At 41.9% G+C, this 25,989-nt stretch carries 21 protein-coding genes; 4 read left to right on the top strand and 17 right to left on the bottom strand.

Going from position 1 to position 25,989, the window contains the following annotated elements; genetic code table 11:
- Positions 1-34 precede the first annotated feature (34 nt).
- A complete protein-coding gene (locus EQG61_RS02965) occupies positions 35-2,974 on the bottom strand; it encodes a S8 family serine peptidase (protein WP_129460399.1) in 2,940 nt (979 codons plus the stop codon).
- Positions 2,975-3,167: 193 nt separating this feature from the next.
- On the opposite strand from EQG61_RS02965, the gene EQG61_RS02970 reads away from it, so the two are divergent.
- Positions 3,168-4,616 carry a nucleoside recognition domain-containing protein gene (locus EQG61_RS02970; RefSeq protein ID WP_129460400.1) on the top strand — a complete coding sequence of 483 codons (1,449 nt, stop codon included), beginning with the start codon at positions 3,168-3,170 and terminating at the stop codon, positions 4,614-4,616.
- On the opposite strand, the gene EQG61_RS02975 is transcribed toward EQG61_RS02970, so the two are convergent.
- Complete coding sequence (locus EQG61_RS02975; RefSeq protein WP_129460401.1) at positions 4,606-6,495, bottom strand: PEP/pyruvate-binding domain-containing protein; 1,890 nt, start codon at positions 6,493-6,495, stop codon at positions 4,606-4,608. The genes EQG61_RS02970 and EQG61_RS02975 overlap by 11 nt on opposite strands.
- A gap of 150 nt (positions 6,496-6,645) precedes the next feature.
- On the opposite strand from EQG61_RS02975, the gene EQG61_RS02980 reads away from it, so the two are divergent.
- On the top strand, positions 6,646-8,253 hold the full coding sequence (locus EQG61_RS02980) for a fumarate hydratase (RefSeq protein WP_129460402.1): 1,608 nt from the start codon (positions 6,646-6,648) through the stop codon (positions 8,251-8,253).
- 396 nt (positions 8,254-8,649) lie between these two features.
- On the opposite strand, the gene EQG61_RS02985 is transcribed toward EQG61_RS02980, so the two are convergent.
- The 14 genes from EQG61_RS02985 to EQG61_RS03050 form a co-directional block, all read right to left on the bottom strand.
- Complete coding sequence (locus EQG61_RS02985) at positions 8,650-9,111, bottom strand: hypothetical protein (RefSeq protein ID WP_129460403.1); 462 nt, start codon at positions 9,109-9,111, stop codon at positions 8,650-8,652.
- 2 nt (positions 9,112-9,113) lie between these two features.
- Complete coding sequence (locus EQG61_RS02990; RefSeq protein ID WP_129460404.1) at positions 9,114-10,277, bottom strand: class I SAM-dependent rRNA methyltransferase; 1,164 nt, start codon at positions 10,275-10,277, stop codon at positions 9,114-9,116.
- A gap of 94 nt (positions 10,278-10,371) precedes the next feature.
- Entirely contained in the window at positions 10,372-11,028 is a 657-nt protein-coding gene (locus tag EQG61_RS02995; protein ID WP_129460405.1) for a CoA transferase subunit B, read from the bottom strand.
- A 34-nt stretch (positions 11,029-11,062) separates the two neighbouring features.
- Positions 11,063-11,416, bottom strand: a complete 354-nt coding sequence (locus EQG61_RS03000) for a four helix bundle protein (protein ID WP_129460406.1) — start codon at positions 11,414-11,416, stop codon at positions 11,063-11,065.
- A gap of 32 nt (positions 11,417-11,448) precedes the next feature.
- Positions 11,449-12,147, bottom strand: a complete 699-nt coding sequence (locus EQG61_RS03005) for a CoA transferase subunit A (RefSeq protein ID WP_129460407.1) — start codon at positions 12,145-12,147, stop codon at positions 11,449-11,451.
- Positions 12,148-12,262: 115 nt separating this feature from the next.
- Entirely contained in the window at positions 12,263-14,587 is a 2,325-nt protein-coding gene (locus tag EQG61_RS03010; RefSeq protein WP_129460408.1) for a penicillin-binding protein 1A, read from the bottom strand.
- Positions 14,588-14,589: 2 nt separating this feature from the next.
- A complete protein-coding gene (locus tag EQG61_RS03015; protein ID WP_129460409.1) occupies positions 14,590-15,075 on the bottom strand; it encodes a gliding motility lipoprotein GldH in 486 nt (161 codons plus the stop codon).
- Positions 15,059-16,525 (bottom strand): PSP1 domain-containing protein, encoded by a 1,467-nt coding sequence (locus EQG61_RS03020; RefSeq protein WP_129460410.1) that lies wholly within the window; start codon positions 16,523-16,525, stop codon positions 15,059-15,061. The genes EQG61_RS03015 and EQG61_RS03020 overlap by 17 nt, the downstream gene beginning before the upstream one ends.
- Before the next feature lie 177 nt (positions 16,526-16,702).
- Positions 16,703-16,933: a ferredoxin gene (locus tag EQG61_RS03025; protein WP_129460411.1), complete on the bottom strand. Its 231-nt coding sequence runs from the start codon at positions 16,931-16,933 to the stop codon at positions 16,703-16,705.
- Positions 16,933-18,174 (bottom strand): peptidase U32 family protein, encoded by a 1,242-nt coding sequence (locus tag EQG61_RS03030; RefSeq protein WP_129460412.1) that lies wholly within the window; start codon positions 18,172-18,174, stop codon positions 16,933-16,935. The genes EQG61_RS03025 and EQG61_RS03030 overlap by 1 nt, the downstream gene beginning before the upstream one ends.
- Before the next feature lie 3 nt (positions 18,175-18,177).
- Positions 18,178-19,542 carry an oxygen-dependent tRNA uridine(34) hydroxylase TrhO gene (gene trhO, locus EQG61_RS03035; RefSeq protein WP_129460413.1) on the bottom strand — a complete coding sequence of 455 codons (1,365 nt, stop codon included), beginning with the start codon at positions 19,540-19,542 and terminating at the stop codon, positions 18,178-18,180.
- A gap of 315 nt (positions 19,543-19,857) precedes the next feature.
- Positions 19,858-20,268 carry a BrxA/BrxB family bacilliredoxin gene (locus EQG61_RS03040; protein WP_129460414.1) on the bottom strand — a complete coding sequence of 137 codons (411 nt, stop codon included), beginning with the start codon at positions 20,266-20,268 and terminating at the stop codon, positions 19,858-19,860.
- 95 nt (positions 20,269-20,363) lie between these two features.
- Positions 20,364-21,506, bottom strand: coding sequence for a lycopene cyclase family protein (locus EQG61_RS03045; RefSeq protein ID WP_129460415.1), 1,143 nt, complete (start codon positions 21,504-21,506; stop codon positions 20,364-20,366).
- A complete protein-coding gene (locus EQG61_RS03050) occupies positions 21,506-22,237 on the bottom strand; it encodes a transporter (RefSeq protein WP_129460416.1) in 732 nt (243 codons plus the stop codon). The genes EQG61_RS03045 and EQG61_RS03050 overlap by 1 nt, the downstream gene beginning before the upstream one ends.
- A 74-nt stretch (positions 22,238-22,311) precedes the next feature.
- Here EQG61_RS03050 and EQG61_RS03055 point away from each other — a divergent pair, with 74 nt between their 5' ends.
- On the top strand, positions 22,312-22,965 hold the full coding sequence (locus tag EQG61_RS03055) for a metal-dependent transcriptional regulator (RefSeq protein WP_129460417.1): 654 nt from the start codon (positions 22,312-22,314) through the stop codon (positions 22,963-22,965).
- Between the two features lies 1 nt (position 22,966).
- On the top strand, positions 22,967-24,841 hold the full coding sequence (locus EQG61_RS03060) for an Nramp family divalent metal transporter (RefSeq protein ID WP_129460418.1): 1,875 nt from the start codon (positions 22,967-22,969) through the stop codon (positions 24,839-24,841).
- A gap of 281 nt (positions 24,842-25,122) precedes the next feature.
- Here the strand turns inward: EQG61_RS03060 and EQG61_RS03070 are convergent, their stop codons facing one another.
- Positions 25,123-25,959, bottom strand: coding sequence for a hypothetical protein (locus EQG61_RS03070; protein ID WP_129460420.1), 837 nt, complete (start codon positions 25,957-25,959; stop codon positions 25,123-25,125).
- Positions 25,960-25,989 lie beyond the last annotated feature (30 nt).

The following is a 25,989-nucleotide window of genomic DNA, read 5'->3' on the forward strand; positions in this document are numbered from 1 at the left end:
ACGACATCCTTTTTTGTTATATAAAAAGTTTTATCTATTTCTTGATTACCACGCGTTGTGCCGTTGAACCTAAACTATTCTCCACACGAACGATGTAAACACCTTCTGATAAATGTTGAACATTCAATTTAGCGGTATCGCCATGGGTTTCACGATTTAGTACTTCACGTCCTTGTAAATCATACAAACGAACCTGAGTCAATTCCACACTATTTGGAATCAACACATTGATTAATTCGTTGGTAGGATTAGGGAATACGCGTACATTTTCTAAAGTCACTTCAGGAGTAGCTAATGCAGCAGAAACACGACACAAATCAATACTAAATGCGTTTACGGTTCCTCCGTCGCCATTCCAAGGGTCGCTAATGTTTAAAATCCAATCCCCGTCGGCAGGTAAAGAGTTTAACGAACTTAAACTATCAACTGGTGAAACAGCACCCGTTAAAGATGGAGCAGAAGCAACACAAGATGGAGTTAGACCATCATCATCAAACGTACAGTTCATGTCATCGTTATCACCACAAGCTTCTTGAAGTAAGATGATGTTCGGACTACCAATAGAAGCCGGACCTTGAAGTGTAATGGTCATGTCTTGAATGTAAGTATGGGTAATATCCACATTCACATTAATATCTCCAATAGTATATCCACCTGTAATAGTTAACGGCACACTCGCACTGGAATTGGCCACAGAAGCAATAGATGCATTTGAAAAATCGGAGGCATCAAATGTTTGATCACACGTCACTGTACCTGTATCAAAACTGTATACACTTGCTGAAGATGCAACACCATTTCCACAACGATTGGTTGGGATAATTCTCCAAAAATAACGTGTGGCTTGTGCTAATCCTGTAACCGTGAATCGATTTAAAGAAGTAGTTTCATTCACGAAGAAAGAACTAAATGCATTATCGGTAGAAACTTGAACGGTATAGCTTTCTGCATTTGAATCTACATTCCATTTCAGTACAGCCGACGTTGACAAACCATTCTGACCATTGGTTGGAGAATTTAAAGATACAGGTTGAAAACTAGCATTAAAAATACGTAGGGACTTGTATCGGGTTTCAGTCTCTGTTCCATTATTCCCTGTAATTCCTATGAAATATTCTCCTGGGATAACATTAGCCAAACCAGTTACAGTCATAGTAACAGTCCCAGATGCACTTAACGAACTTGGACTGAAAGAAGCTGTAGCTCCTGAAGGTAATCCTGCAGCGGTAAAAGCAGTGGTTCCTGATCCTGATTGGTTATAATTAAACGTGTAAGAAGCCGTTTGATTAGCACAAACTAATTGGTCTGTACTGGTTGAGTTTAAAGCAAATGTCGAACTTAATCCTGTAATTATTAATGAGTATTTCTGACTACCAGAAACTAAGTTTCCTTTGTGGGTAATGGTAATGGTATATTGTCCTGCGGTTGGCGTATCAATTTTAACCAATTCAACATTATCCACATTGTTGTCACCTGTACGAACAGCTGGTGCCGTTGGATCTGAAGTCAATTTCCAAGGGTAATAGGTAGTACCATTACGAGTGATACGAATGTCCAAGTCGTTGATTAATGAACGAATGAATTCATTAGGCGTTGTACTTGTGTTCATGTTTCCTGGTAAATCAGTCCAAGTAATAGAAGCCATCAAAGGTGTAGTTCCACTAGCATTTACATTCATGGTGAATGTTTGCCCTTGATTTAAATTCTCTTCAGACACCCATGAAGTCAAGCCGTTACCAGAGATCGTTTCCACCGCTTTTTTAGCATTTAACAATCCCCATCCAAATGTAGCATCTGGACCCACATTTCCAGCATCATCAGCAGTATGACAAGCCAAACCTTTTAACGTAGCGGCACGCATGAATGAATTGTATAAATTTTTATAATGTTGTTGGAATAAAATCAAAGTTCCAGCCACATTAGGAGATGACATCGAAGTTCCTGTCATTTGAGTTATTGCGGTATTACCTGTGCTATTTGTTGAAGTTACTGAAGTTCCATTGCCCGTAATATCCGGTTTGATTCGGAAATCATCGGTAGGTCCTTGACTACTTGAACTATTGATGCTGATAGTCCCAGTTACTGCTCCTGTAGTAGCATTAATGGAAGTAACATCTTGACAATTGGCCACTACTAGGTTGTTTTTACACACTTTATTTGTAGTTAATTTATCATAGCCTGGGGCTAATGGATCGGTGTTGGCGTTAGAATCGCCTTCATTTCCGGCTGAAGCTACTTGTAAATAATAGGGGGAATTGTAGGCAATTTCATCCCATGCATACGCATCAGAAATATAAGCTCCAACTATCCAACTCGGTAATGTATTGGTTCCTGAAGAAATTGGCACACCATAAGAATGATTGGATACCAACATCCCCAATTGAATTTCACTTAACGCTTCTGATTCATCATCCGTCCAATCAAAGGTGCGAGCACTAGCTGCAGGTGCCATACCTTTAACAGAAGCTGGATTGGCTGAAGCCACCATGGTACCCGTTACGTGTGTGGAGTGAGAACTTAATGTTCCGTTGGGATTATCAATAACAGATACACGTCCGCCAAAAGCATTGTGCGTTGTTCGCACCATTCCTCCATCCCAAACGCGAACGGTCATGTTTTCTCCATTCAAGTTTAATCCCATACCACCTCCGGTATGCAAAAAGTTAGTTCGGGTAGTCTTAGCTGCTGCAACATTTTCCGTTGAAAAGTACATAGGATATCCATCCGGTGTAAGTTTCATTAATTCAGCAAAAGATCCATCCGCATTTTCAATTAGTAACGGCCAACCATTTACTTTGGCTGCCGCTTCTGCTTTCGCTTTTTCTGCACGCTGTAAACGTTGGTAAAAAGCTTGGCGCTCTTTTAATTTATCCAAATCGTAGTGCGAAACAATTTCAGCAACATCCTTTGGAGTTTGCGCCTGTAATGTAGAGAAACCCAGTACAAATAATAAGGGTAAATAAATTTTTTTCATTGTGTAGAAATGAAGTTTTTAGTTTGATTGGTAATAGCTTCCAAATATAATGAACTTGTCACATTTTTAATGAATTAACCTTTAGATTATCGATGAAATACTTGTTTTTAATGGAGTATTCTTAATTCCGACTCCCTCTTAATCTTGTTTTTCATTCTAAGATTAAATAGTACATTTACAAAAAATACGAAATATGGTACTCAGTAGGTTTTGGTTAACCATTTTTATTGCTTCAATTCTTTTTACCGTTGTAGCCTTATTTTCAGGAAATAACTACACCATCGATTATATTTTGAATGGAAAAAAAGATGATCCTATATTAGTTTCTGAATTGTATTTAAAACAGGTGCCATCTTTCGTACGTGATTCTATTGAAAAGGCACCCGACATGACCTTGGTTGTCAATCGCGACACGCTTAATCCCGATTCCACCTACGTTTATAAAAATCAAACCGTAAAAGTATATTCAGGAGTACAAAAGTCAGATGGGTTGTTGCCCACCTGCAAAAACACCCTGATGGATATCATTCTGCCGTTGATAGCCTATTTGGCTTTTTTCTGCGGACTCATGGAACTGCTCATTATTTCGGGTGCTTCGGAGAAAATTGCCAAATTGTTGAGCCCCGTGTTTGCCAAAGTTTTTCCTTCGGTTCCTAAAAATCACGAGTCTATTTCCTACATGACTCTGAATTTTGCAGCCAATTTCCTCGGACTCGATTCAGCCGCAACGCCCTTTGGATTGAAAGCGATGCAATCTTTACAAGAAATTAATCCCGAAAAAGATAAAGCCAGCGACGCTCAAATCATGTTTATGTGTTTGCATGCGGCCGGACTTACCTTAATCCCTACTTCAATTATCGGATATCGTGCTGCACAAAATGCAACCAACCCCGCAGATGTCATGCTGCCTTGTATTATCACGTCTTTTATTGGAACCTTAGCGGCTTTAATCCTTGTCGGAATTCGCCAACGGATTAACTTTTTAAGTGCTACATTACTCGTTGCTATTATGTCTGTGGTTGCGGTTATTGTCGGACTCTTATTCTACATTAACGGATTGGATTTAATCGGAAAAAGTTTCTTTACCGCTAATTTATCCGGACTCATGCTCGTTGCCATTATTGGGGCAACCTTGATTTTTTCATTTATCAACGAGAAAAAATTTACTGAAAAACAAACCACCATTTTTGACACCTTTGTGGAAGGCTCCAAAAACGGCATTCAAACGGGAGTGAAGATTTTCCCATATGTTTTAGCCATGTTGGTTGCTATTTCGTTTTTCCGTAATAGTGGTTTATTTGAAATTATTAGCCATTGGATTGCCATCGGATTTTCACAAATCGGCGTAGCCAAAGATGTCACCGATTCACTTCCCGTAGCCATGCTTCGTCCATTCAGTTCGGGCGGTTCACGCGGATTTATGATTGATGCAATGCAAAACTTCGGCCCCGATTCATTCACCGGACGCTTAGTGTGCATCTTCCAATGTAGTGCCGAAACTACCTTTTACGTGATTGCCGTGTATTTCGGTTCCGTCAACATTAAAAATACCCGCTATACCTTGGCAACCATGTTACTCGTGGATTTTATCTGTGTGCTAGCCGCCATCATGGTAGCGAGTTGGTTTTTTGTTAGGGGTTAAAAACCCGAACTTGCTTGATGTATAATCGGCGTTCTGGACCTACAATCTTGAACTCTATATCGATGGGTTTTAGGGTGAATTTTTTCCAATATTTATTGATGTTGGTTTCTATCAGTTTGGCCGCTTTATACAAGTTTCTAATTTCGTCCTTGCTCAGTAGAGGTTGGTAGTTATTCAGATTCGAGTGAGCGGTAAAATCAACTTCCATCTCTTTTTTGGGATTGAAAATATCAAAATGATAGACCGTAAATTGTTCGCAAATCTCTCCCTTGTCGGGTTGCACCACCGAATGATCGCCCAATTGTACATTCACGGTAATCCCCGGAAATTCATCCCGAAATAAGTTATCTGTTATCACAACGCCGTTTGCAATTTCATCAGGAAATGCGCGATGCACCAAAACACCCATCGCAATTTGTTGTTGTGAAATGCCAAAAACTTCCCGCTCCCAATACGACGCTTCATTCCAAGCACTCGCCCAAACGTCTTTAATCGCTTTTTCAAAGGTTTTAATACTATCATTGACAATTCCCGTTTTGGAGTCGTATAAACCCGCGCCATTAAACCCATCAATGTCTTCTGCATTCGTGGACGATCGGAAACGGTAATGGGTAAAAGTACTTGTTCCCAATTTTGCACGCAATTGCGCAAGAAGCACCGGATTTATAGGTTCATTTTTAATCGCTTTTCGAATGGCTTTCAATTCAGCATTGATGTGTTGTACCGAATCTTTATTCGAAGCCGCCAACAACCGATCGATTTTTTCTTTAATTTTTTTATGCTGAATATGCTGATGGTAGAAGTAAAACGGAATGGCATAGGCTTGTTCGGGCGTTGCAAAAACACCCGGATTTTTCTTTGAAATCGCAATTAAATAAGCCAAGTTCTGGGCTTTCGAACCCAAATAGGTCGCCCCATTTTTGGGAACTGTAGCCAAAGAAATGACATCTTTTACCCGCAAATCCATAGGTAGCGATTTGGTTTTGGGTCTAACTTTTTTCGGAATGGATTGTGTAGTAAGAGCAATCGAAAAAGTATCGACTGCGATGTCAAGTTTCACTTTTTTACCCATCAAATTTTGAATCCCCGAATTAGTATTAACATCGGTAAAGGCCATAACTGGTACTTTCCGATTTTTACCCAACAACACCAAATGACTCAACGGCGTTTGGAGTTCGCTGACAATAATTCCTTGTACATTAGGTAATTGTTTTGGCGTTCCATTCAATACGATTATTTCATCCCAACGGGGTTGACTATGTTCCAGTTCTTCTAGTGTATACGACTTTAAAATACCCACGGCTTTTCCTCGAACCACTTCTTGGTACTTGACCGAATTGAAAATATACTCTGAAGTCACACAAGGAATATGAAATTTTTGTTGGTCCCGCCACTCGATTTTTTCCCGATTGTTGAGGTAAAATTTCAACGAGTCGCCTATGAACGTAGCTTCTTTCACCAAGTTGTAAAAGGTTTCAATTTGCGCAATGGCCATGTGGTCGGAAGCGGCCAATTCCAAAATCCATTTGTCACTGCCTTTGATATGATTCAAATTTCCCAATAAGAAATCGCGTTCTGCAGGATTGGAACCGTAATTACGGTCGTTGAACCGTTCCAAATCCATGTCAAATCCCAGGTAGTTGTTCACAAAAATATAGTGCAGTTCAATTTTCTTACTGTTGAAAAAATACAGTTTTTTGTCGTGGAGGTCATACACCGTTTTCACCGACTCTACATTCGAAAATTTATCGGATAATGGCTTGCCTTTTAAACGATCAAAATCAGATTGATGTCCCAATCGGTTTGCATAATCCTGACTCCAAGCCCACGTGGTGAGTCCGAAAAAACAAAGAAATACAAGTAGTTTATGAGATTGCATCGGGTCGGATTTCTTACGTAAAGATAACGAAACAGGGATAGAAATCGTATGACACGCCCAACCTACACCAAATTAGCAATTAAACCGCAGTTGAAGTAGCTAGCTTCGTCGCTTTTTCGTATTTTTACGTTTCTAATACATCAACACAAAATGGACTTTTTATACCAAGATCCGTATCCGATTTTAAAAGACGATACCACTTATAAAAAACTGACTTCCGATTATGTGAATGTCGAAAAATTGGGCGACCGTGAAATTCTTTCCGTTGATCCCAAAGGTTTAGAATTATTGGCAGAAGAAGCGATGAAAGACGTTTCGTTCATGTTGCGCTCGTCGCATTTGCAAAAATTACGCAACATCATCGACGATCCCGAAGCTACCGATAACGACCGTTTCGTAGCCTATAATTTATTGCAAAATGCTGTAGTAGCTGTAAGCGGAGAATTGCCTTCGTGTCAAGATACAGGAACCGCGATTGTTATGGCCAAAAAAGGGGAAAACGTCTACACAGGTGCCGATGACGCCGAATGGCTTTCTCGCGGTATTTTCAATACCTACCAAAACCGCAACTTGCGCTACTCGCAAATTGTGCCAATAACGATGTTTGAGGAGAAAAACTCAGGCTCCAACTTACCCGCGCAAATCGATATTTATGCGAAAAAAGGGAATTCCTACGAGTTTTTATTTCTAGCAAAAGGCGGTGGTTCGGCCAACAAAACCTTTTTATACCAAAAAACAAAATCCTTGTTGAATGAAAAGTCAATGGACGAATTCATTCGCGAGAAAATCATGGATTTAGGAACTTCCGCTTGTCCACCTTACCACTTGGCCATTGTCATTGGGGGAACTTCTGCAGAAGCGAATTTAGCCGCTGTGAAAAAAGCCTCTGCTGGCTATTACGATAATTTACCAACTTCCGGAAATATGGCTGGTCAAGCCTTCCGCGATTTGGAGTGGGAAGCCCGCGTGCAACAAATCTGTCAAGAGAGTTCCATCGGTGCTCAATTTGGTGGAAAATACTTAACCCATGATGTGCGTGTGATTCGTTTACCGCGCCACGCCGCTTCGTGTCCTGTGGGCATGGGCGTTTCGTGTTCGGCCGACCGAAATATCAAAGGAAAAATTACCAAAGACGGGATTTACCTCGAGCAATTAGAAACCAATCCCGCACAATATTTACCGGCTACAGCACCGCATTTGGAAGAACCGGTGGTGGTGAATTTGAACCGACCCATGAAAGAAGTTTTGGCCGAGTTGTCGCAATACCCCATCAAAACCCGCTTGAAATTAAACGGAACCTTGATTGTAGCCCGCGACATCGCCCACGCTAAAATCAAAGAATTGTTGGATGCCGGTCAGCCGATGCCCGAATATTTCAAAAACCATCCTGTTTATTATGCGGGTCCGGCGAAAACGCCACAAGGCATGCCTTCAGGAAGTTTCGGTCCGACAACCGCAGGTCGCATGGATGTGTATGTGGAAGAATTCCAAAAACACGGCGGTAGCATGATCATGTTGGCCAAAGGAAACCGTGGCAAAGAAGTCATGAACGCTTGCAACACCTACGGCGGCTTCTATTTGGGCTCCATTGGTGGTCCGGCGGCGATTCTTGCCAAAGAAAATATCCTATCCGTTGAGGTAGTTGATTTCGAAGAATTGGGCATGGAAGCCGTACGCAAAATCGAGGTTAAAGACTTCCCCGCGTTCATTATTACCGATGATAAAGGAAACGATTTCTTTGCGGCATTGAGCCACTAGTTTAAGAGAAAAGAGAAAAGAAGCAAGAAGAAAGAAGCCTGTATATCGAAAGATGTACAGGTTTTTTTACACCCTAATTTATAATTTAAAATACCAAAATTTATAATACCATTTGGGCGGTCCGGCAGATCACGTCTTTGCCTTTAAGTAATAAGTAGCTGCCGTCGGGCTTTCCGTTGCAAGTCCGCGCTCGTTCCTCGCTGTGGGCTTTCCACTGCAATCCCTACCGCGAAACCGCGCATCATTCAAGCCGGGTTTTACATTCTTGTTAAGTAAACCAATCGTGATTTTTAGCCCCGATAGAGGCCTTGTTGGAGCTCTTGGAGCGCAGCGGAAAAGCGACGGCCGAAAGCGGGAAGACCCGCGATAAAAAACGGCACGACTGCTCCTAAAAAATTATACAACTTCGGATGAAGCTTCAAAAATCCGTTCCAAAACCTGCACACTTTTTTGGGTTTTGGAGCGAAACTGCAACGCCATCATACCCATAAAAATAAGGATAAACGGAATTAAAAGTAGGAACTGAGGGTCTTTTAGTTGGAAATAAAAAAAGAGGCCCACACCTGTGTTGAACAGAAATAAAAAAGGAATGAAGAATTTCATCGTCGGATTCAATTGAAACACGACGGCCACATTTTGATTAGTTACCGTAAAATGGATGTCAGGTCGAAACTGGTTTCGGGCATGAAAATTAATCAAGGATTTCAAGACAAATTTCTCTGAGGTCAGCACTTTCCCTTCAAAGGATTTCGTCGTGCCGTCTCGGTCAAACGTATCTGTTTCGGCTTTTAAGCGTTCCAACAGTTCTTCTTTTTGCCAAGCAGTTTGAAAGCGGTATTTTTTATAAAATAGTCCCATGCTTATTCGACATATAATACCAATCCTTTTAAATAATGCCCTTCGGGATGGTAAATATTGGTGGGGTGATCAGGTCCTTGGGTGAGTTTGTGCAACACGCGAATGGTGCGTCCCGACTCGATAGCGGCGGCGGCAACGGTATTGTAAAACAGCACATCGTCAATCACTTGCGAGCAAGAAAAAGTAAATAAAATACCTTTGGGTGCTAGCGCTTTGAGTCCGGCCACATTCAAGCGTTTGTAGGCCTGTGTCGCGGTGTGTTTGCTTTTGATACTTTTGGCAAAAGCGGGAGGATCCAAGACAATCACGTCGTAATGTTGGTGGTGACTGCGCATAAACTCAAAAACATCTGATGCAACTGCTGTATGATTGGCTCCCGGAAAATTCAATTCCATATTGCGGGAAGCGAGATCCACCGCTTTTTGGGAGATATCGACAGAAGTCACCAATTCAGCGCCGGCTTCCATGGCATAGATAGAGAAACCGCCCGTATAACAAAAGGTATTGAGTACTTTTTTGTCTTTGGAAAAAAAACCCAATAATTTACGGTTGTCGCGTTGGTCCAAGAAAAATCCGGTTTTCTGTCCTTCGACCCAATTCACATGAAAGGAAATGCCGTTTTCTTGGGCGATGGTTTCGGGGATATTCCCGAATAGGAAATAATCCGTTCCCGTTTGGGGTAAGGTGCCGCTACTTTTGCAATAGATGGTTTCGCAATGATCGGGGAATGCCTGTTGGATGGCCTGTGCAATGGCTTCCATCGCTTGGAAAATTCCGGTGGAATGCGCTTGTATGACCCAATGGTTGTGGTAAAAATCGATGATGAGTCCGGGAATCCCATCGCCTTCGCCGTGAATCACACGAAAGGCATTGGTTTGGGTGAAATCCAAAATCTGTTGGCGCATTGTCCAAGCGGCTAGGAGTTTTTCTTTCCAAAAATCCGGAGTAAAGGGTTCGGCACCAAACGTGAGTAAGCGCACCGAGATACTGCCTTTATCACTGAAATATCCCGTACCTAAATGTTCGTTATGTGCATCGACTACATCTACGAGTTCGCCGTCGTTCAATTCTTGGGTTACACCATATATCGCCCCGCTAAACACCCAGGGGTGGCGGCGTTGAATGGATTTTTCTTTTCCTTTTTTTAAAATAACTTTACTTCGCATGAATTTTTTTTAAAATGAAAAATTGAGTTTTCGAAAATGAATGCTGATTAAACATTTTCAAATTCTCAAATCTTCAAATCTTCAAATGGATAAATTAAATACTCATCTCCGGCACTTCGCCATCAATGATTAATTCCGCTTCGGTCGCTTGAATGATTTCGTCTACGCTTACGCCGGGAGCGCGTTCCAACAATTTGAATCCGTTAGGAGTGACTTCCAAAACAGCCAATTCGGTTACGACTTTTTTCACACAGCCGACACCGGTTAGAGGTAAGGTACATTTTTTCAAAATCTTACTTTCCCCAGCTTTGTTCACGTGCATCATAGCGACAATGATGTTTTCGGCAGAGGCCACCAAGTCCATCGCGCCACCCATTCCTTTCACCATTTTACCCGGGATTTTCCAGTTGGCAATATCTCCGTTTTCGGCCACTTCCATAGCACCTAAAATGGTTAAGTCCACTTTTTGTGCGCGAATCATTCCGAAACTGAAGGCCGAGTCAAAGAAACTCGCCCCCGGTAAGGTCGTGATGGTTTGTTTACCTGCGTTGATGATGTCAGCATCTTCTTCGCCTTCAAAGGGAAACGGACCCATACCGAGTACGCCATTCTCCGATTGAAATTCGACCGAAATATCGGTGCGAACATAGTTTGCGACTAAGGTTGGAATCCCAATTCCGAGATTCACGTAATAGCCGTCTTGTACTTCTTTTGCAATGCGTTTTGCAATTTGGTTTTTATCTAAAGCCATAGTTTAGCGATTTGAAAATTTGATGATTTGAAAATTAGGTTCTCTTGGATGAAGAAATAATTTTAGAAATGATCAAATGAATAGATTGTAATTTTTGAAATAATTCTTCACTTGGAGTAGGGTAGAATTCTGAATGTTTGCAGAGTGCTAACCAATAGTTTAATTCGTCTACTTCTTTGGCTGCAATTTTGAATTTATGAATAAAATCAGCTTTGCTTTCTGCATTTTGTGCTTCACGAATATTAGCCCCTATAGATGTGCCGCTTCTGAAAATTTGGGAAGCCATTTCAAAACGATTCGTTTTTTTAATTGCTTCTGAGTAATTGATAATTTCAAGAGCAAACTCGAAACTTAGTGTAACGATGATATTTTCTTTATCATTCCTCATTTTTCAAATTTTCAAATTAACACATTTTCAAATCATTTCTGTCTAACCGTTCGTTGTTCAATTCGTTTTTCAAATTTTTCACCTTGGAAAACACGTTGTACCATGATACCCGGAATATGAATTTCGTTGGGGTCAAGCGTTCCCGCGGGGACCAATTCTTCTACTTCAGCGATGGTGATTTTGGCACCTCCGGCCATGACGGCATTGAAGTTACGGGCGGTTCCTTTGAATATAAGGTTCCCCGCTTCGTCGCCTTTCCACGCTTTTACGATGGAAAAGTCGGCTTTGTAGGCCAATTCCATAACGTGCATTTTCCCGTTGAATTCGCGGGTTTCTTTACCTTCTGCCACTTCGGTTCCGTAGCCTGCGGGCGTAAAAAAGGCGGGAATTCCGGCTTGTGCGGCACGGCATTTTTCGGCAAGAGTACCTTGAGGAGTGAGTTCGACTTCGAGTTCGCCCGACAACATTTGACGTTCAAATTCGGCATTTTCACCTACATAGGACGAAATCATTTTTTTGATTTGGCGTTTTTGAAGCAACAGCCCAAGGCCAAAATCGTCCACGCCAGCATTGTTGGAAATACAAGTCAGGTTGGTTGTTCCTTTTTGTACCAATTCGGCAATACTATTCTCGGGAATACCACAAAGTCCGAAGCCGCCCAACATGATAGTCATGCCGTCTTCGATGCCTTGAAGGGCTTCGGTAACCGAGTTTACTTTTTTATTAATCATGAAGAATAATCGTTGGTTTGTGCCGTAAATTTAGGAAATTAAGCCCAAGAATGGGGGAAAGCGCCATAAAAAAATCCTGCCCAATTTTGAGCAGGATTCTTTATCGATTTCATATTTAAATCCCTTTAAATTCATCCAAGTTTTGATCATCAACGGGATCAACAGCGGTGGAATCGGTGGGTGTTGATGCATTGCGCGGACTCCAACAGTCCACTTTGATATTGAATCCTTCGGGTTTTTCAAATTCGTCTTTGGAGACTTGTAAGTCGGGATCTTCGTAGCATTTTTCCATAAAGTACCCCCAAATTGGTAAGGCTGCTGTTGCCCCTTGACCGTAGGTGATGCTTTTGAATCGGGCCGATCGGTCTTCACAACCTACCCAAACACCGGTGGCTAAGTTGGGCACCATTCCAATAAACCAACCATCGGATTGATTTTGAGAAGTCCCTGTTTTCCCTGCAATTGGGTTGGTAAACATGTAGGGATAGCCAGTCCAACGCGTGTCACCACTTCCGCCGGATTGGGTTCGTAAACGTACACCCGACCCTTCATCGGTTACGCCTTCTAATAATTTGATTACGGCAAAAGCAATATCTTTATTTAACACATCGTGTGATTCAGGAACGGGTTCGTAAATCACAGCTCCGTTTTTATCTTCGATACGTTGGATAAATTGCGGTTTGATGTAAACCCCTTGATTGGCAAAGGTAGAATAAGCCGCTACCATGTCTTGAACGGTAATATCCACAGCACCCAAAGCAATAGAAGGTTGCATCGGGATTTCGGTGTTTACACCTAATTTTTTGGTTAAAGCCACAACTGGTTCAGGACCCGTTTTGTCGATTAACTTCGCTGAAACCGTATTGATGGAATAGGCCAATGCTTTTTTCAAGGTCACCATGCCACGGTATTGGTGATCGGAGTTGCGTGGTTCCCAATCTTCGGTCACGTGATGACGCCCTTTACGAATCATAAACGGACCGTCAATGATGGTATCACAAGGCGACATACCCAATTGTTCGATGGCTGTTGCATAGACAAAGGGTTTGAAAGTCGAGCCCACTTGACGGGCACCTTGACCTACGTGGTCGTATTGGAAATATTTGTAATTGATACCACCCACCCAGGCTTTGATTTGGCCGGTTTGGGGTTCCATAGACATCAAGCCCGCTTGTAAAAAGTGCTTGTAATAGCGAATGGAATCCATGGGAGTCATGATTGTATCACGTTCTCCTTCCCATGTAAAGATGGTCATTTTGGTTTTTTTACTGAAGGAAGCAATGATTTCTTCATCCGATTTTTCATCGGCTTTTAAAATGCGCCAACGCTCGGAATTGCGCATGGCTTGGTTGATGATTTTATCGGTTTCCTCAGGTGTGATATTCACAAAAGGGGCATTCTTATTATCCTTTTGTTGCAAGAAAAATTCTTGTTGAAGGTTTTTCATATGTTCACGCACAGCTTCTTCAGCATGTTCCTGCATTTTGGAATCCAACGTGGTATAAATTTTTAATCCATCGCCATAAATATCGTATTCTTCATCGTCTCGTTTGTGGTCTTTCACCCAGTTTTTCATGAAATCGCGCAAGTATTCACGGAAATAGGTTGCCAATCCATCGTAGTGATTTTCAGGGTGGAAATCCAATTTGATGGGTTGTTTTTCCAACATTAATTTGGCCGACTCTTCCAGTTTTTTGTTACGAACCATTTGGTGCAACACAATATTGCGTCGTTTGGTCGAACGTTCTGGAAAACGTTTCGGATTAAAGCGCGAAGGGTTGGTTAACATCCCCACTAAAACCGCACTTTCGTTAACGGTTAAATCTTTGGGCTCTTTGTTGAAATATACTTTGGCTGCGGAACGAATTCCTACCGCGCCATTCACAAAGTCGACTTGGTTCAAGTACAAAGCAATGATTTCGTTTTTGGTATATTGGCGTTCCAAGCGGATAGCGATAATCCATTCTTTGGCTTTTTGTACCATACGGAAGGGAAGGAATTTCGACCCTTCGCCGTGGAATAAGTTTTTGGCCAACTGTTGGGTAATCGTACTCGCTCCCCCGTTTGCACCCAATTTCAAAGCCGCACCAACAGTACGTTTAGGGTCAATACCCGAGTGTTCGTAAAACCGTTCGTCTTCAGTTGAGACTAAGGCGTCAACTAGTGCTTTGGGTAAGTCTTTGTATTTAACTGCCGTTCGGTTTTCATTATAAAATTTACCCAATACCACGCCATCACTCGAGATGATTTCGGTAGCCAAATTGGAATTGGGATTTTCTAAGTCTTCAAAGGAAGGCATGGCGCCAAACAATCCCCAGGAAGCAAACAAGAAAAACAAAAAGACACTTCCTAACGTGTAGAAAAACAAACGCCAAAACTTCTTTTTGTAATAGGTAAGGTCTTTAACGACTGCGGTGTTTTTATTTGTGTTTTGTGCCATAATTATTCGGTCGTTTCTACTCTAAATCCAACTTCCGTGATGCCTTTCAAACGCTCCACACCGGGAACTTTTCCGGTTTCGCGCAAGGCCTGTTGTATGTGAACTTTATAGGTTCCTTTTTGGGAAAAACTATAATTTTCTTTGTAATACAATTTACTTTCTTTTACATCGGTAAAACCATCACCCATAAGTGTTCCATCAGGGTTTGCCATTTTGTATTCTAAGGTGTCCACTTTGACTTTGTGGTTGGGCTGTTCCATGGAAACAATTAAAAACAAATTGTCAAAAGGGAAATCATTGTTGTCCCGAACATTCAAAAACAAATTGTATTTCTTTGACGGATCCATTTTCGGCAAATCAAAACTCACAATGCTGTCTTTGTGCCATGCATTGCCTACCGATTTGTATTCGTCAAAAACGCTTTTTTTATCACAGGAAATCAGCAGAAGTGCCATTCCCAAAAGCGCTAAACTAGTTCGAACCTTCATTGTTGTTATTGCCCTCATTATTGTTTCTACGGTCTTTATTTCCGGGACGTCTTTTATTGCGTTTGTTGCGATTTCCAGTGCGTTCCCCTTGTGGGTTCTGCCCTTGATTTTGCCCTTGACTCTGTGCTTGAGCTTGTGGATTTGGGTTTTCTTTGGGTGCGTTGTTTTGACGTTCCTTTTGTGGCTGATTTCCACCCGACTGTTGCGAACGATTTTGTGGGTTACGCTGCGGTTGGTTGCCTCTTGACGGATTGTTTTTCTGTGGAGATGGCGCGCTTTGTCCTTCTACCACAGCCCCTTCGCGACCTTTATTTTTGTTGCGGTTTTTACTCTTGCTACGGTTTTTCTTTTTGGGTTGGTCAAAACGGGTGATGCTTTCTTGACCGACTACATTGTTGTATGTTTTTTCAGCTTCTTGTTCGACTTCAATTGCGAAATCTTCCAATGAAGCGGCCAATCCACCGTCTTTGTTGATGTCGATAATTTCTTTGACCTGCTCAATGCTTAACACATGCCAAGCCGCATAATTATCGGTATAGGCATACCACATCAACCCTTTGAAAATGTCTTGCTTTTGGCAAACGGCATCTCCTTTTTCGGTTTTTAATCGGGTTTCATAGTCAGGGAAGTCTTTCAAGGCATCCATGTAGGTGTCCAATTCAAAGTTGAGACAACACTTCAATTTTCCACATTGACCTGCCAATTTTTGAGGGTTCAACGACAATTGTTGGTAGCGTGCCGCCGAAGTATTCACACTTCGGAAATCGGTTAACCAGGTCGAACAACACAATTCGCGACCACAAGATCCAATACCGCCCAAACGTGACGCTTCTTGGCGGAATCCAACCTGTTTCATCTCGATACGAATCTTAAATTCAGACGCGTAATCTTTGATCAACTGACGGAAATCCACACGATCACTAGCCGTATAATAAAACGTGGCTTTGGATGCATCGCCTTGGAATTCGATATCGGAAATTTTCATTTCCAAATTCAGACGAATCGCCAATTCACGGGCGCGAACCTTCATCGGTTCTTCGCGATCGCGGGCTGCACTCCAAATATCAATATCTTTTTGAGAGGCTTTACGGTATACTTTCAGTACTTCAGCTGAATTGTAATCCACCCCCTTTTTCTTCATTTGAATTTTTACCAATTCACCCGTCAACGTCACAATACCGACATCATGCCCAGGAGAAGCCTCCGTGGCCACAATATCGCCGATGCTTAACGTTAAATTTTCAGTATTGCGGTAAAATTCTTTACGTCCGTTTTTGAAACGAACTTCCACACAGTCAAACGGAGTTTCCCCAGAAGGTAAACTCATATTGGCTAACCAATCAAAAACCGTGAGTTTGTTGCAGCTATTGGCGCCGCAAGTGCCATTATTTCCACATCCTTTGGCTCCGTCACTCTTTGACGAACCGCAAGAACAGTTTGTACATGCCATAAATTGAACGATATATAGTGATCGTCGCTATTTTTCAAACGACTACGTTTACGCTAAACGATTAGTTTGTAAAGATAGTATTTTTTCAATTATGGAAAATGCAAAAAGTCGGCGTGAATTTTTAAACAAAAACGCCTGAATTCCAACGAAATCAGGCGCTATCGCTTCTCTTAGTTTTTAGGTTTCTTTCATCGAAATGATGTGCACCGGACAGGCTTTTTCCGCCAATTCGCCCGGTTCGGCTAGCGTGTGGTCGGGAGATTTTAAGGTGTGAAATCCTTTGGTATTGACCGATTTTAACAAAACCGATTTTCCGTCTTTCTTCGACATTTGAAATAACGTTGGAGCCATTTCTACACAGTAATTACAGCCAATGCACTTGTCGCGTTGTAAGGTGATAATGACCATTAGTTGGCTACAATTTTATACATTTTGTCTGATAATCGAATGCGGAAAGGGACTTTTAAAGTACAACTGTCGCCTTTGGTCGCTTTTTCCGCTGCCGTATCGTTAACGAAGAATTCGTCCAAATCCAACTCTTGAGCGCCGGTGGTCGGACCCGTAATCAGCAGTTTGTCGCCTTTTTTTATGTCGTAAGCTTCAATTTTGAATTCGGCAATTCCCGATTTCGGAAAATAATGCAATCCTTTGCCCACATATACTTTTTTCTGGGTGGCATTCGAACCCGGATTGTCGCTCCATTCGCCCAATTTTTGCCCCAAATAATACCCACTCCAAAAACCGCGGTTATACACCGTTGAAAGGGTTTCCATCCACACAGAAATTCGTTCTTTCGTATACGTTTCCTCCGCAATGGCATCAATCGCTTCACGGTACACTCGGGTAACAGTGGCCACATAATCCGCCGCACGTCCACGGCCTTCCAATTTTAATACCTTCACGCCCGAATCGACAATTTGATCCAAAAAGTCCAACGTACACAAGTCTTTTGGCGACATCATGTATTCGTTGTCAATTTCAATTTCGAAACCGCTTTCCTGATCGATAACGGTATATTTTTTTCGGCAATTTTGCTTACAAGCTCCGCGATTGGCCGAGGAATTATGGGAATGTAAACTCAAATAACATTTCCCAGAAACCGCCATACATAAGGCGCCGTGACCAAAAATTTCAATTTCGACCAAATTTCCCGACGGACCTTTGATTTGTTCTTTTTCAATCGCTTCAGTAATTTTCTTCACCTGCCGCAAACTCAGTTCGCGCGATAATACAATCGTATCCGCAAAAAGGCTATAAAATTTCACTGTTTCGATATTCGTCACATTCAATTGTGTAGAAATATGCACTTCAATGCCCATACTGCGTGCCATCGCAATTACCGCTTGATCTGATGCAATCACAGCGGTTATTCCCGCAGCTTTCGCTTGGGTCAAAAGGGTTTTCACGACAGATAAATCGTGATCGTAAATAATCGTGTTCAGCGTGAGGTAGGTACGCACGTTTTTGGCTTGGCAACGTCGCGCAATTTCGGGCAGGTCGTCCATCACAAAATTCACCGTGGCTCGCGCCCGCATGTTCAATTGCTCGACACCAAAATACACCGAATCGCAACCGTTGTCCAACGCCGCTTGCAGGGATTCAAAGTTCCCTGCCGGAGCCATTAGCTCCATTCTTCCGGATGTTGTCATGTTTTAGTTTAAAATCAAATACACTTTGTCTGATAAGCGTACCCGTGACGGAACTGCAAAAGTGACTTTGTCGCCCGCTTGCGCTTTGTCGCCCAACACACCATTGACGTGAAGGGTTTCCAGCGTGAGCTCCATTTCGCCAGTGGTCGGACCCACAATGAGGATGCGATCACCGATTTGCAGTGCGCCATTTTGCATTTCTACCAAACCGATACCGGCTTTTACATAGTAATGCGCAACTTTGCCAAGAAGTGTTTTTTTCACCCGACGTTTCGGGCTGATTTTTTGGCGAATGTCCGTCGTCGCTTTAGCTAGCGGTACTTCCGGTAATTCACCTGCATGTTTGAATTTTAGTTTTTCAGATTTCCCCTTGCGGAAGACTTTGTTGCCCACTTGGATTCCTTTGCGCAATTTTACTTGCTCTGCCAAAGGAAGGTGAATGGTGTCCAGGCATTCTTGCGAACAACAATTTTCCATCGCGGCCTTGCATTCGTCACATTGAATAAATAACAAATGACAGCCGTCGTTCACGCAATTGGTATGATCGTCACACGGTTTCCCGCATTGGTGACATTGTGCGATAATATCATCGGTGATGCGCTCGCCCAAACGATGGTCAAACACAAAGTTCTTTCCGATGAATTTACTTTCCAGTCCTTCTTCTTTGATTTGTTTGGCGTAGTTAATAATACCGCCTTCCAACTGGAATACATTTTTAAAACCTTGATGCTTGTAGTACGCACTCGCTTTTTCACAACGAATACCGCCCGTGCAATACATCACCAGGTTCTTACTTTCTTTAAAATCTTTTAATTGCTCGTTGATAATCGGCAACGATTCGCGAAAGGTTTCCACATCAGGTGTAATCGCACCTTTAAAATGGCCCACTTCACTCTCATAATGATTACGGAAATCCACCACTATCGTATTCGGATCGTCCAAAATTGCATTGAATTCACGGGCATTCAAGTGCACGCCTTTGTTGGTCACGTCAAAAGTAGCGTCGTTGAGTCCGTCAGCTACAATTTTGTGTCTCACTTTTATCGTCAACTTCAAAAACGAGAAATCATCGTGCTCCACGGCCACATTCAACCGAATCCCACGCATGAAATCATAGGCTTCTAATGTCTCGCGAAAGGCCTCAAAATGTTCGGCAGGAACACTCATCTGGGCATTAATTCCTTCGTGAGCCACATAAATACGACCCAACGCATCAAGGGCATTCCAGGCTAAAAATAAATCGTCGCGAAATTGTTGAGGGTTTTCGATTTTGGCGTACGCATAGAAAGATAATGTCAACCGTTGTTGACCCGCTTCTTCGATTAATTGAGCTCTTTCCTCTGCGCTTAATGTGTTGTACAGTTGCATGCTATAAACGTATTAAGTGAGATAAACGAATTCACAATGGCGGAATTCGAGGGCAAAGGTATCGTTTTTTTTGAATTTTCCAACTTTGGGCGCAACCCTAAAGGGTCGGGCTATCCGCTACAATCTTTTGGGAAACCCAAAAGGATTTTCGCTACTATCCCTTGCGCAAAGTGCTGTAAAGAAGTCCTTTTTGAAAATGGAAATCCGTTTTCCATAGTATCATAAGGACAAATGGACAAGAAAGGATTCCTTATTTTCCATGAAAAAACCCCCAACGGTGTACCATTGAGGGTTGTTTTTTAATTTTTTAGTTGCTTAGCAAAATTCGCTGTAAGCATCTTTTAAGTTTTCAGCAATCATCTCAGCCGGACGCCCTTCAATGTGGTGACGTTCCAACATGTGAACCAATTCCCCGTCTTTGAACAATGCCATACTTGGCGAAGAAGGAGGGAATGGGAACATGTGTTGACGTGCCGTATCCACCGCTTCGCGATCAACACCCGCAAAAACCGTAATCAAATGATCGGGTTTTTTGTCGCCATCCAAACTCATTTTTGCTCCTGGACGGGCATTACGTGCCGCACAGCCGCAAACAGAGTTCACCACCACCAACGTGGTTCCGTTTTGTTTAATTGCATTTTCTACCGCATCGGCAGTATATAAGTTTTGAAAACCAGCGTCTGTCAATTCAGCACGCATGGGGTTTACCATTTCTTCTGGATACATAATGATTTGCTATTACGTTAATGTGCCACAAAGGTACAACCTTTTGAAACTAAAATTTTCCAACAAACGATAAAGATTTGTTATAAATGCATGGGTTAGTATCCAAAAAATCGATGCCATAAGGCTTTTATAAACAAGGTCTTGGGACAGCGTAAAATAATGTTTAAATCTTCAGAAATAGTGGTTTCTTCATCCAAAAATTTAAAGATAGTAGCCACTTTTCCACGGCGAAACATGCTCGCGAAGATCGAACTACCGACTTCATTTTTTCGGTAAAGGATGTCTATGAGAAGTAAATCATAAAACCAAAAACGATTGATGTTATGAAATTTTCGCAGGTCATTATTTTGGAGTAAAAAATCAACTAAGGCTTTGGATTTTTTAAGGGCATTTTTAAAGGTATAGCCCGTACTCGCTTTGGTCCAACCGCCCGCCGAACCGATGTGTAAAATGCGTTCCGAATTGTGTTTCCAAAAGGGATAACACGTCATCGGAATATTGCCTTGTTCGGTTTCGGTAATTGTATAGGCCGTTACACCGAGACGTTCCAAATAGGCTTTGATTTCCCATTCGTATTCTTCGCGTTGCAAAAGGTTGGCTGAAAATAAAGTGAACTCGAGTAAGGCCTCATTTTCACTAACGGGCAACACATACATGAATCGGGTATTGCCTTTTTGAGGCACCGAAAAATCCATAAAAGTGGCACAATCGGGTGTAAAAACGGGAGTTTCAGTTTTAACCATCCAACCGACAAAATGTTGGTGCACCAACGGAAATTTCTTTTGTGCAATCAATGGTTCCGGATTGAAAATGGAATTGAAAATAAAGTTACAAGTAAAACTTTGGTTTTCTGTTTTCACCAAACAATGATTACCTAACTCTTGAAAATCAACCACTTTTTCTTGGATAAAAGTTAGGTTGGGATTTTGATGGAGTTCCTCAAACACCGCGGCATAAAAATCCAATCCACGAATCATGCGATAGGTATAGGGCGCCATGGCAAAACGGCGTTCAAATCCTGCATCGGCAAATACCGCTGTTTCCCAAGCTTTGTGCTGTATGTTTTCAAAATACTGTCCTTCGTCCCAAAAACACCAAGTGCGATCGTTGGTTTTTTTGGCATCGGCATCGAGTAAGAGTATTTTTTTATCTTGGTAAAAAGGATGTTGCACCATCTCCCGTACAGTCAATAATGCTGCGAGTCCGGTTCCGGTGAAGATGTAATGGTAGTGCAACATTAGATTCGAAAGGATATACCAAAAGCAGTGTAAAATTTTGCCGTTTCACCAGCAATGCGCTTTCCTGCAGACAAATCTAACATAAAATCAGGTGAAATCAAATAGGTAAAACCACCATCGATACTGTGGTTGGCGGTTTCATTTTGAGGTGCAAAACCAAAAATTTCGCCATAACAACCCCATTTTTCGGATAAACTATAGCCTAAAGTCGCGGTATACAAACCCGTTCGTTTTCCATCCACAGGATGCCAATGCGCACCGAAATTGTAGCCCAAACTCAACCGATCGGTCAAACTGTGTTGTAGCGTAAACCGAAAATTTGGGGCATAAAAATGACCTTTAAAATCCGGTGAGGCACAATCCGGTAGCGCCACATGCGCGATGAGTGAGATTCTTGGTCGCGAATTTTTTTCAGTACAAAAATTCACCTTTGCACCAATTTGAATCGGTTGAATTCCTAAAAGCGTTTCACTCCCGTAATTTTCCACATTCCATTCGGCGATAAGGCGCAATTCCAATCGCTCGGTTAAACCGTATTTCCAAAGTGAAGAAGGAATGGAATAGTTGCGGTGGTCGACATCTTGTTTGATGCTAAACCCATTTTCTGATTGAATTCGGCCTTTGGGAACGGTATACGGTGTTTCCGTTTGGTCGGGGCGATCGCATTGAATGGGCGACTGCGACCAACACGAAATAGAAAGTAATAGCAAGCAAAGTGTTTTTGTTTTCATAAAAATAAATTTAGGCAAATCTAAAAATAGTTTTATTCAAACCAAATTATTATTTTTGATGCAAATTAAAAATCATGACCATTTCTGAAGAAAACTATATTAAAGTGATTTACCATTTGGCTCAAGTTTCGCCCAAAGGGGTGTCTACCAACGCGATTGCGGGAACCTTGGATACAAAAGCATCGTCAGTAACGGATATGTTAAAGAAGCTAGCTGATAAAAATTGGGTTTCCTACCAAAAATACCAAGGGGTTTCCTTAACCGAATCGGGTTTGCAAAAGGCCAAAATGATTGTGCGTAAACACCGTTTATGGGAAGTTTTTTTGGTGGAAAAATTGGGCTTTGCATGGGATGAAGTACACGAAATTGCCGAAGAATTGGAACATATTCAATCGGAGGCGTTGATTAGTAAGTTGGATGATTTCTTGGGTTTTCCAACGGTCGATCCGCACGGTGATCCCATTCCAAATGCCAAAGGGGAGATGGTCAAAGAAGAACGTATTGTATTATCGGAAGCACCATTACATCAAGCGTATCGATTTATTGGGGTGAAAGATTCCTCTGCCGGATTTTTACAATACCTCGATAAGCAGCAAATTGCTTTAGGTGCCACAATCATCATTCAAGAAAGAGAAGATTTTGACGCATCTTTATCCGTTTTAATTAATGATAAAGTGTTGTCATTGTCGCAAAAAATTGCCGAAAACCTTTTTGTAAAACAGGGATAATATGAGTACAAAGTCATTGGAAGAAGTGCACCAATCGGTGGATGTGAATAACAACTTGAAAGGATTTCGTCGCATATTGGCATTTTTAGGTCCGGCCTACATGATCAGTGTGGGCTATATGGATCCCGGAAATTGGGCCACCGATATTGCGGGCGGGAGTCAGTTTGGTTATGCCTTAATTTGGGTATTGTTAATGAGTAATGTAATGGCTTTGTTGCTGCAAAGTTTAAGTGCCCGTTTGGGTATTGTAACCCAACATGATTTGGCGCAAGCTTCGCGAGAAACCTATTCCAAATACGTCAATTATGCCTTGTATTTTTTAGCCGAAATTGCCATAGCCGCTTGTGATTTGGCCGAAGTTTTAGGAATGGCGATTGGGATCAACTTGTTGTTTGGCATTCCGTTGATGGAGGGCGTTTTGATTACCGTTTTGGATACCTTTTTGTTGTTGTTTTTAATTAACAAAGGCATCCGGAAAATGGAAGCTTTTATCATTACGCTGGTAGCGATAATTGGGTTTTCTTTTGTGTTTGAAATGATTTTCGCCCAACCCGAATTACCCAAAATCGTGGAAGGATTGATTCCGTCGTTACCGAACAGTACGGCCTTGTATATTGCTATTGGGATTATTGGAGCCACAGTGATGCCGCACAATTTGTACTTGCACTCTTCCTTGGTGCAAACGCGTAAGTTTAATCGGGATGAAAAGGGGATCAAGCAGTCGTTGAAATACAATTTTATCGATAGTACGATTGCTTTGAATTTGGCTTTTTTTGTGAATGCAGCGATTTTAATTTTAGCAGCAGCTACGTTTCACAAAAACGGTCATTTTGAAATTGCCGAAATTCAAGATGCGCATCAATTGTTGGCGCCTTTACTCGGTACAGAATGGGCTCCGATTCTCTTTGCGGTCGCATTAATTGCTGCGGGGCAGAGTTCGACGATAACCGGAACACTTGCAGGTCAAATTGTGATGGAAGGCTATTTGAATTTGCGTATTCAACCATGGGTGCGTCGTATTATTACGCGTTTGATCGCGATTGTTCCAGCTGTAATTGCGATTTTGGTTTTTGGCGAACAAGTCACCGGAAAATTACTGTTGTTGAGTCAGGTGATTTTGAGTTTGCAATTGGGATTTGCGATTATTCCGTTGATTCATTTTGTGAGTGATAAAAACAAGATGAAAGGCTTTCATATCAACCGACTGACTCAGGTGGCGGCTTGGTTGATTGCCACCATAATTGTTTCACTAAACATCAAATTGGTTTATGATGAATTGACGAATTGGTTGCAAACATCTGAAAATCCGATGGTGTTGTGGTGCACAGTAGTTCCTATCGCCTTGGGGTTCTTATTGTTGTTGATTTATATTATTATCGAACCGTTTATTTCGAAAGCGAAAAAGGAAATTGATAACCATTCGCCCCATATTTTACAATTGGATTTGGAGAAAACAGAAGCTTTTGCCAAGCTAAACATTGCTATCGCGGTCGATTTTTCTTCTGCGGATGAGAAAGCGATTTTACATGCGTTATCGATGGGAGGCACCACGGCGCGGTATACTTTAATTCATAGTGTGGAAACGGTTGGCGCCTTATTTTATGGCCATTCAACGGGTGATCATGAAACGGGATTGGATGAAGAATTTTTAAAAAATTATCAAAGTCGATTGGTTGCCAAAGGGTATAAAGTAGATATACAATTGGGCTTCGGTAAACCCGCCAAAGCCATTGCGAAAATTGTGAATGAAGGCGATTTTGATTTGTTGATTATGGGGACACACGGACATACAGGATTGAAAGATGTTCTGTTGGGAACCACCGTAGACAGTGTACGTCACCGAATTCATATTCCGTTGTTTTTAGTCAAGGAATGAGGGAAGCACGGATTTGCAATAGGGGGTGGAGTGGAAATCCCGCAAAGCCGATGTCAAGAGGCTGCGGAATTGCAACGGAAGACCCGACCCCGATGGGCAGTGATTGGAGTTAGAGCAAGTAGATTTGATCGGGGGATTGCCCAAAAATTAGCAACCGCAGTCGTTGTCACCGCAGTTTTTATCCTTGTTTTTCTTTTTGCGATTTTTGAAGCGCTCGTATAAATAGGCTACGGATAATCCGAGCAAAAGGTAAACGAATATTTCTTGAAAATTCATGTTGTTTAAAAGTAGAGGCCTCCACCGAGACCGATAAAATTATAATTGGGTCGCCCTATTTTGAGGCGTTCAAATCCGAGTGTAAAGTAGTAATTTTTACTGTGTACTTTACCACCCATTTCCAAAAAGTTGACGGGTTGGCTGTTCACTTTGCTCCATTTAGAGTTGGCAAATACACTAAACCGTTTCCCAAAAAAACCTTCAGCGTTTAGTCCAACCGACACTCCCGATTTTTGCACATCACTGGCGATATACGTCGCACCAATGGACCAACCCAAATTGAAATTGGCGAGTCGCACCCGGTCGTAATTGAAATGGAATTGAAATAGCGAAAGATGGGTTTTGTAGTTGGTAAATGCGCTTTTTTCGGTCAGTGCATGGTAATCGGAAGTGAGGTAAAAGTATTGAAAGGGGCGAATTTTTAAGTTTATGTGATTGCCGTACAATTGGCTATCGCTGTACAGGAATTTATTGTCAAAATCGACACGAAATCTATTTTTTCCCGTTTTTACGGTGTCTACCGATTCGTAATTGCCCACTCCTGGATCTTTGAAAGGGTAAGGGGTAAGTCGGCTATACAAATGATTTTCGTTTTTATAATCGCCGATAAAACTGTAATAGAAGACGACAGAGGCAACATCGAGAAAGACTTCGGCTAATGTGCTTTCTGTGTTGTTGGACGAACTGGTTCGTGAAGTATTTGAATTGGTTGTGCTGCTTGATTGAGTAGTTGAACTACTTGATTTTACATCGGATTTGGATTGTTCCAAGCGGGTTTGTGCTGGGGAAAACCATGAAAAGAGGACAATAAATGAAAGGGAAAATAGCGTAATTTTTTTCATGTCTTTGATTTTTGATGCACAGCGTTTCTC

Origin of the sequence: Flavobacterium stagni (genome assembly GCF_004122105.1) — a bacterium.
GTDB classification, from domain to species: Bacteria; Bacteroidota; Bacteroidia; order Flavobacteriales; family Flavobacteriaceae; genus Flavobacterium; species Flavobacterium stagni.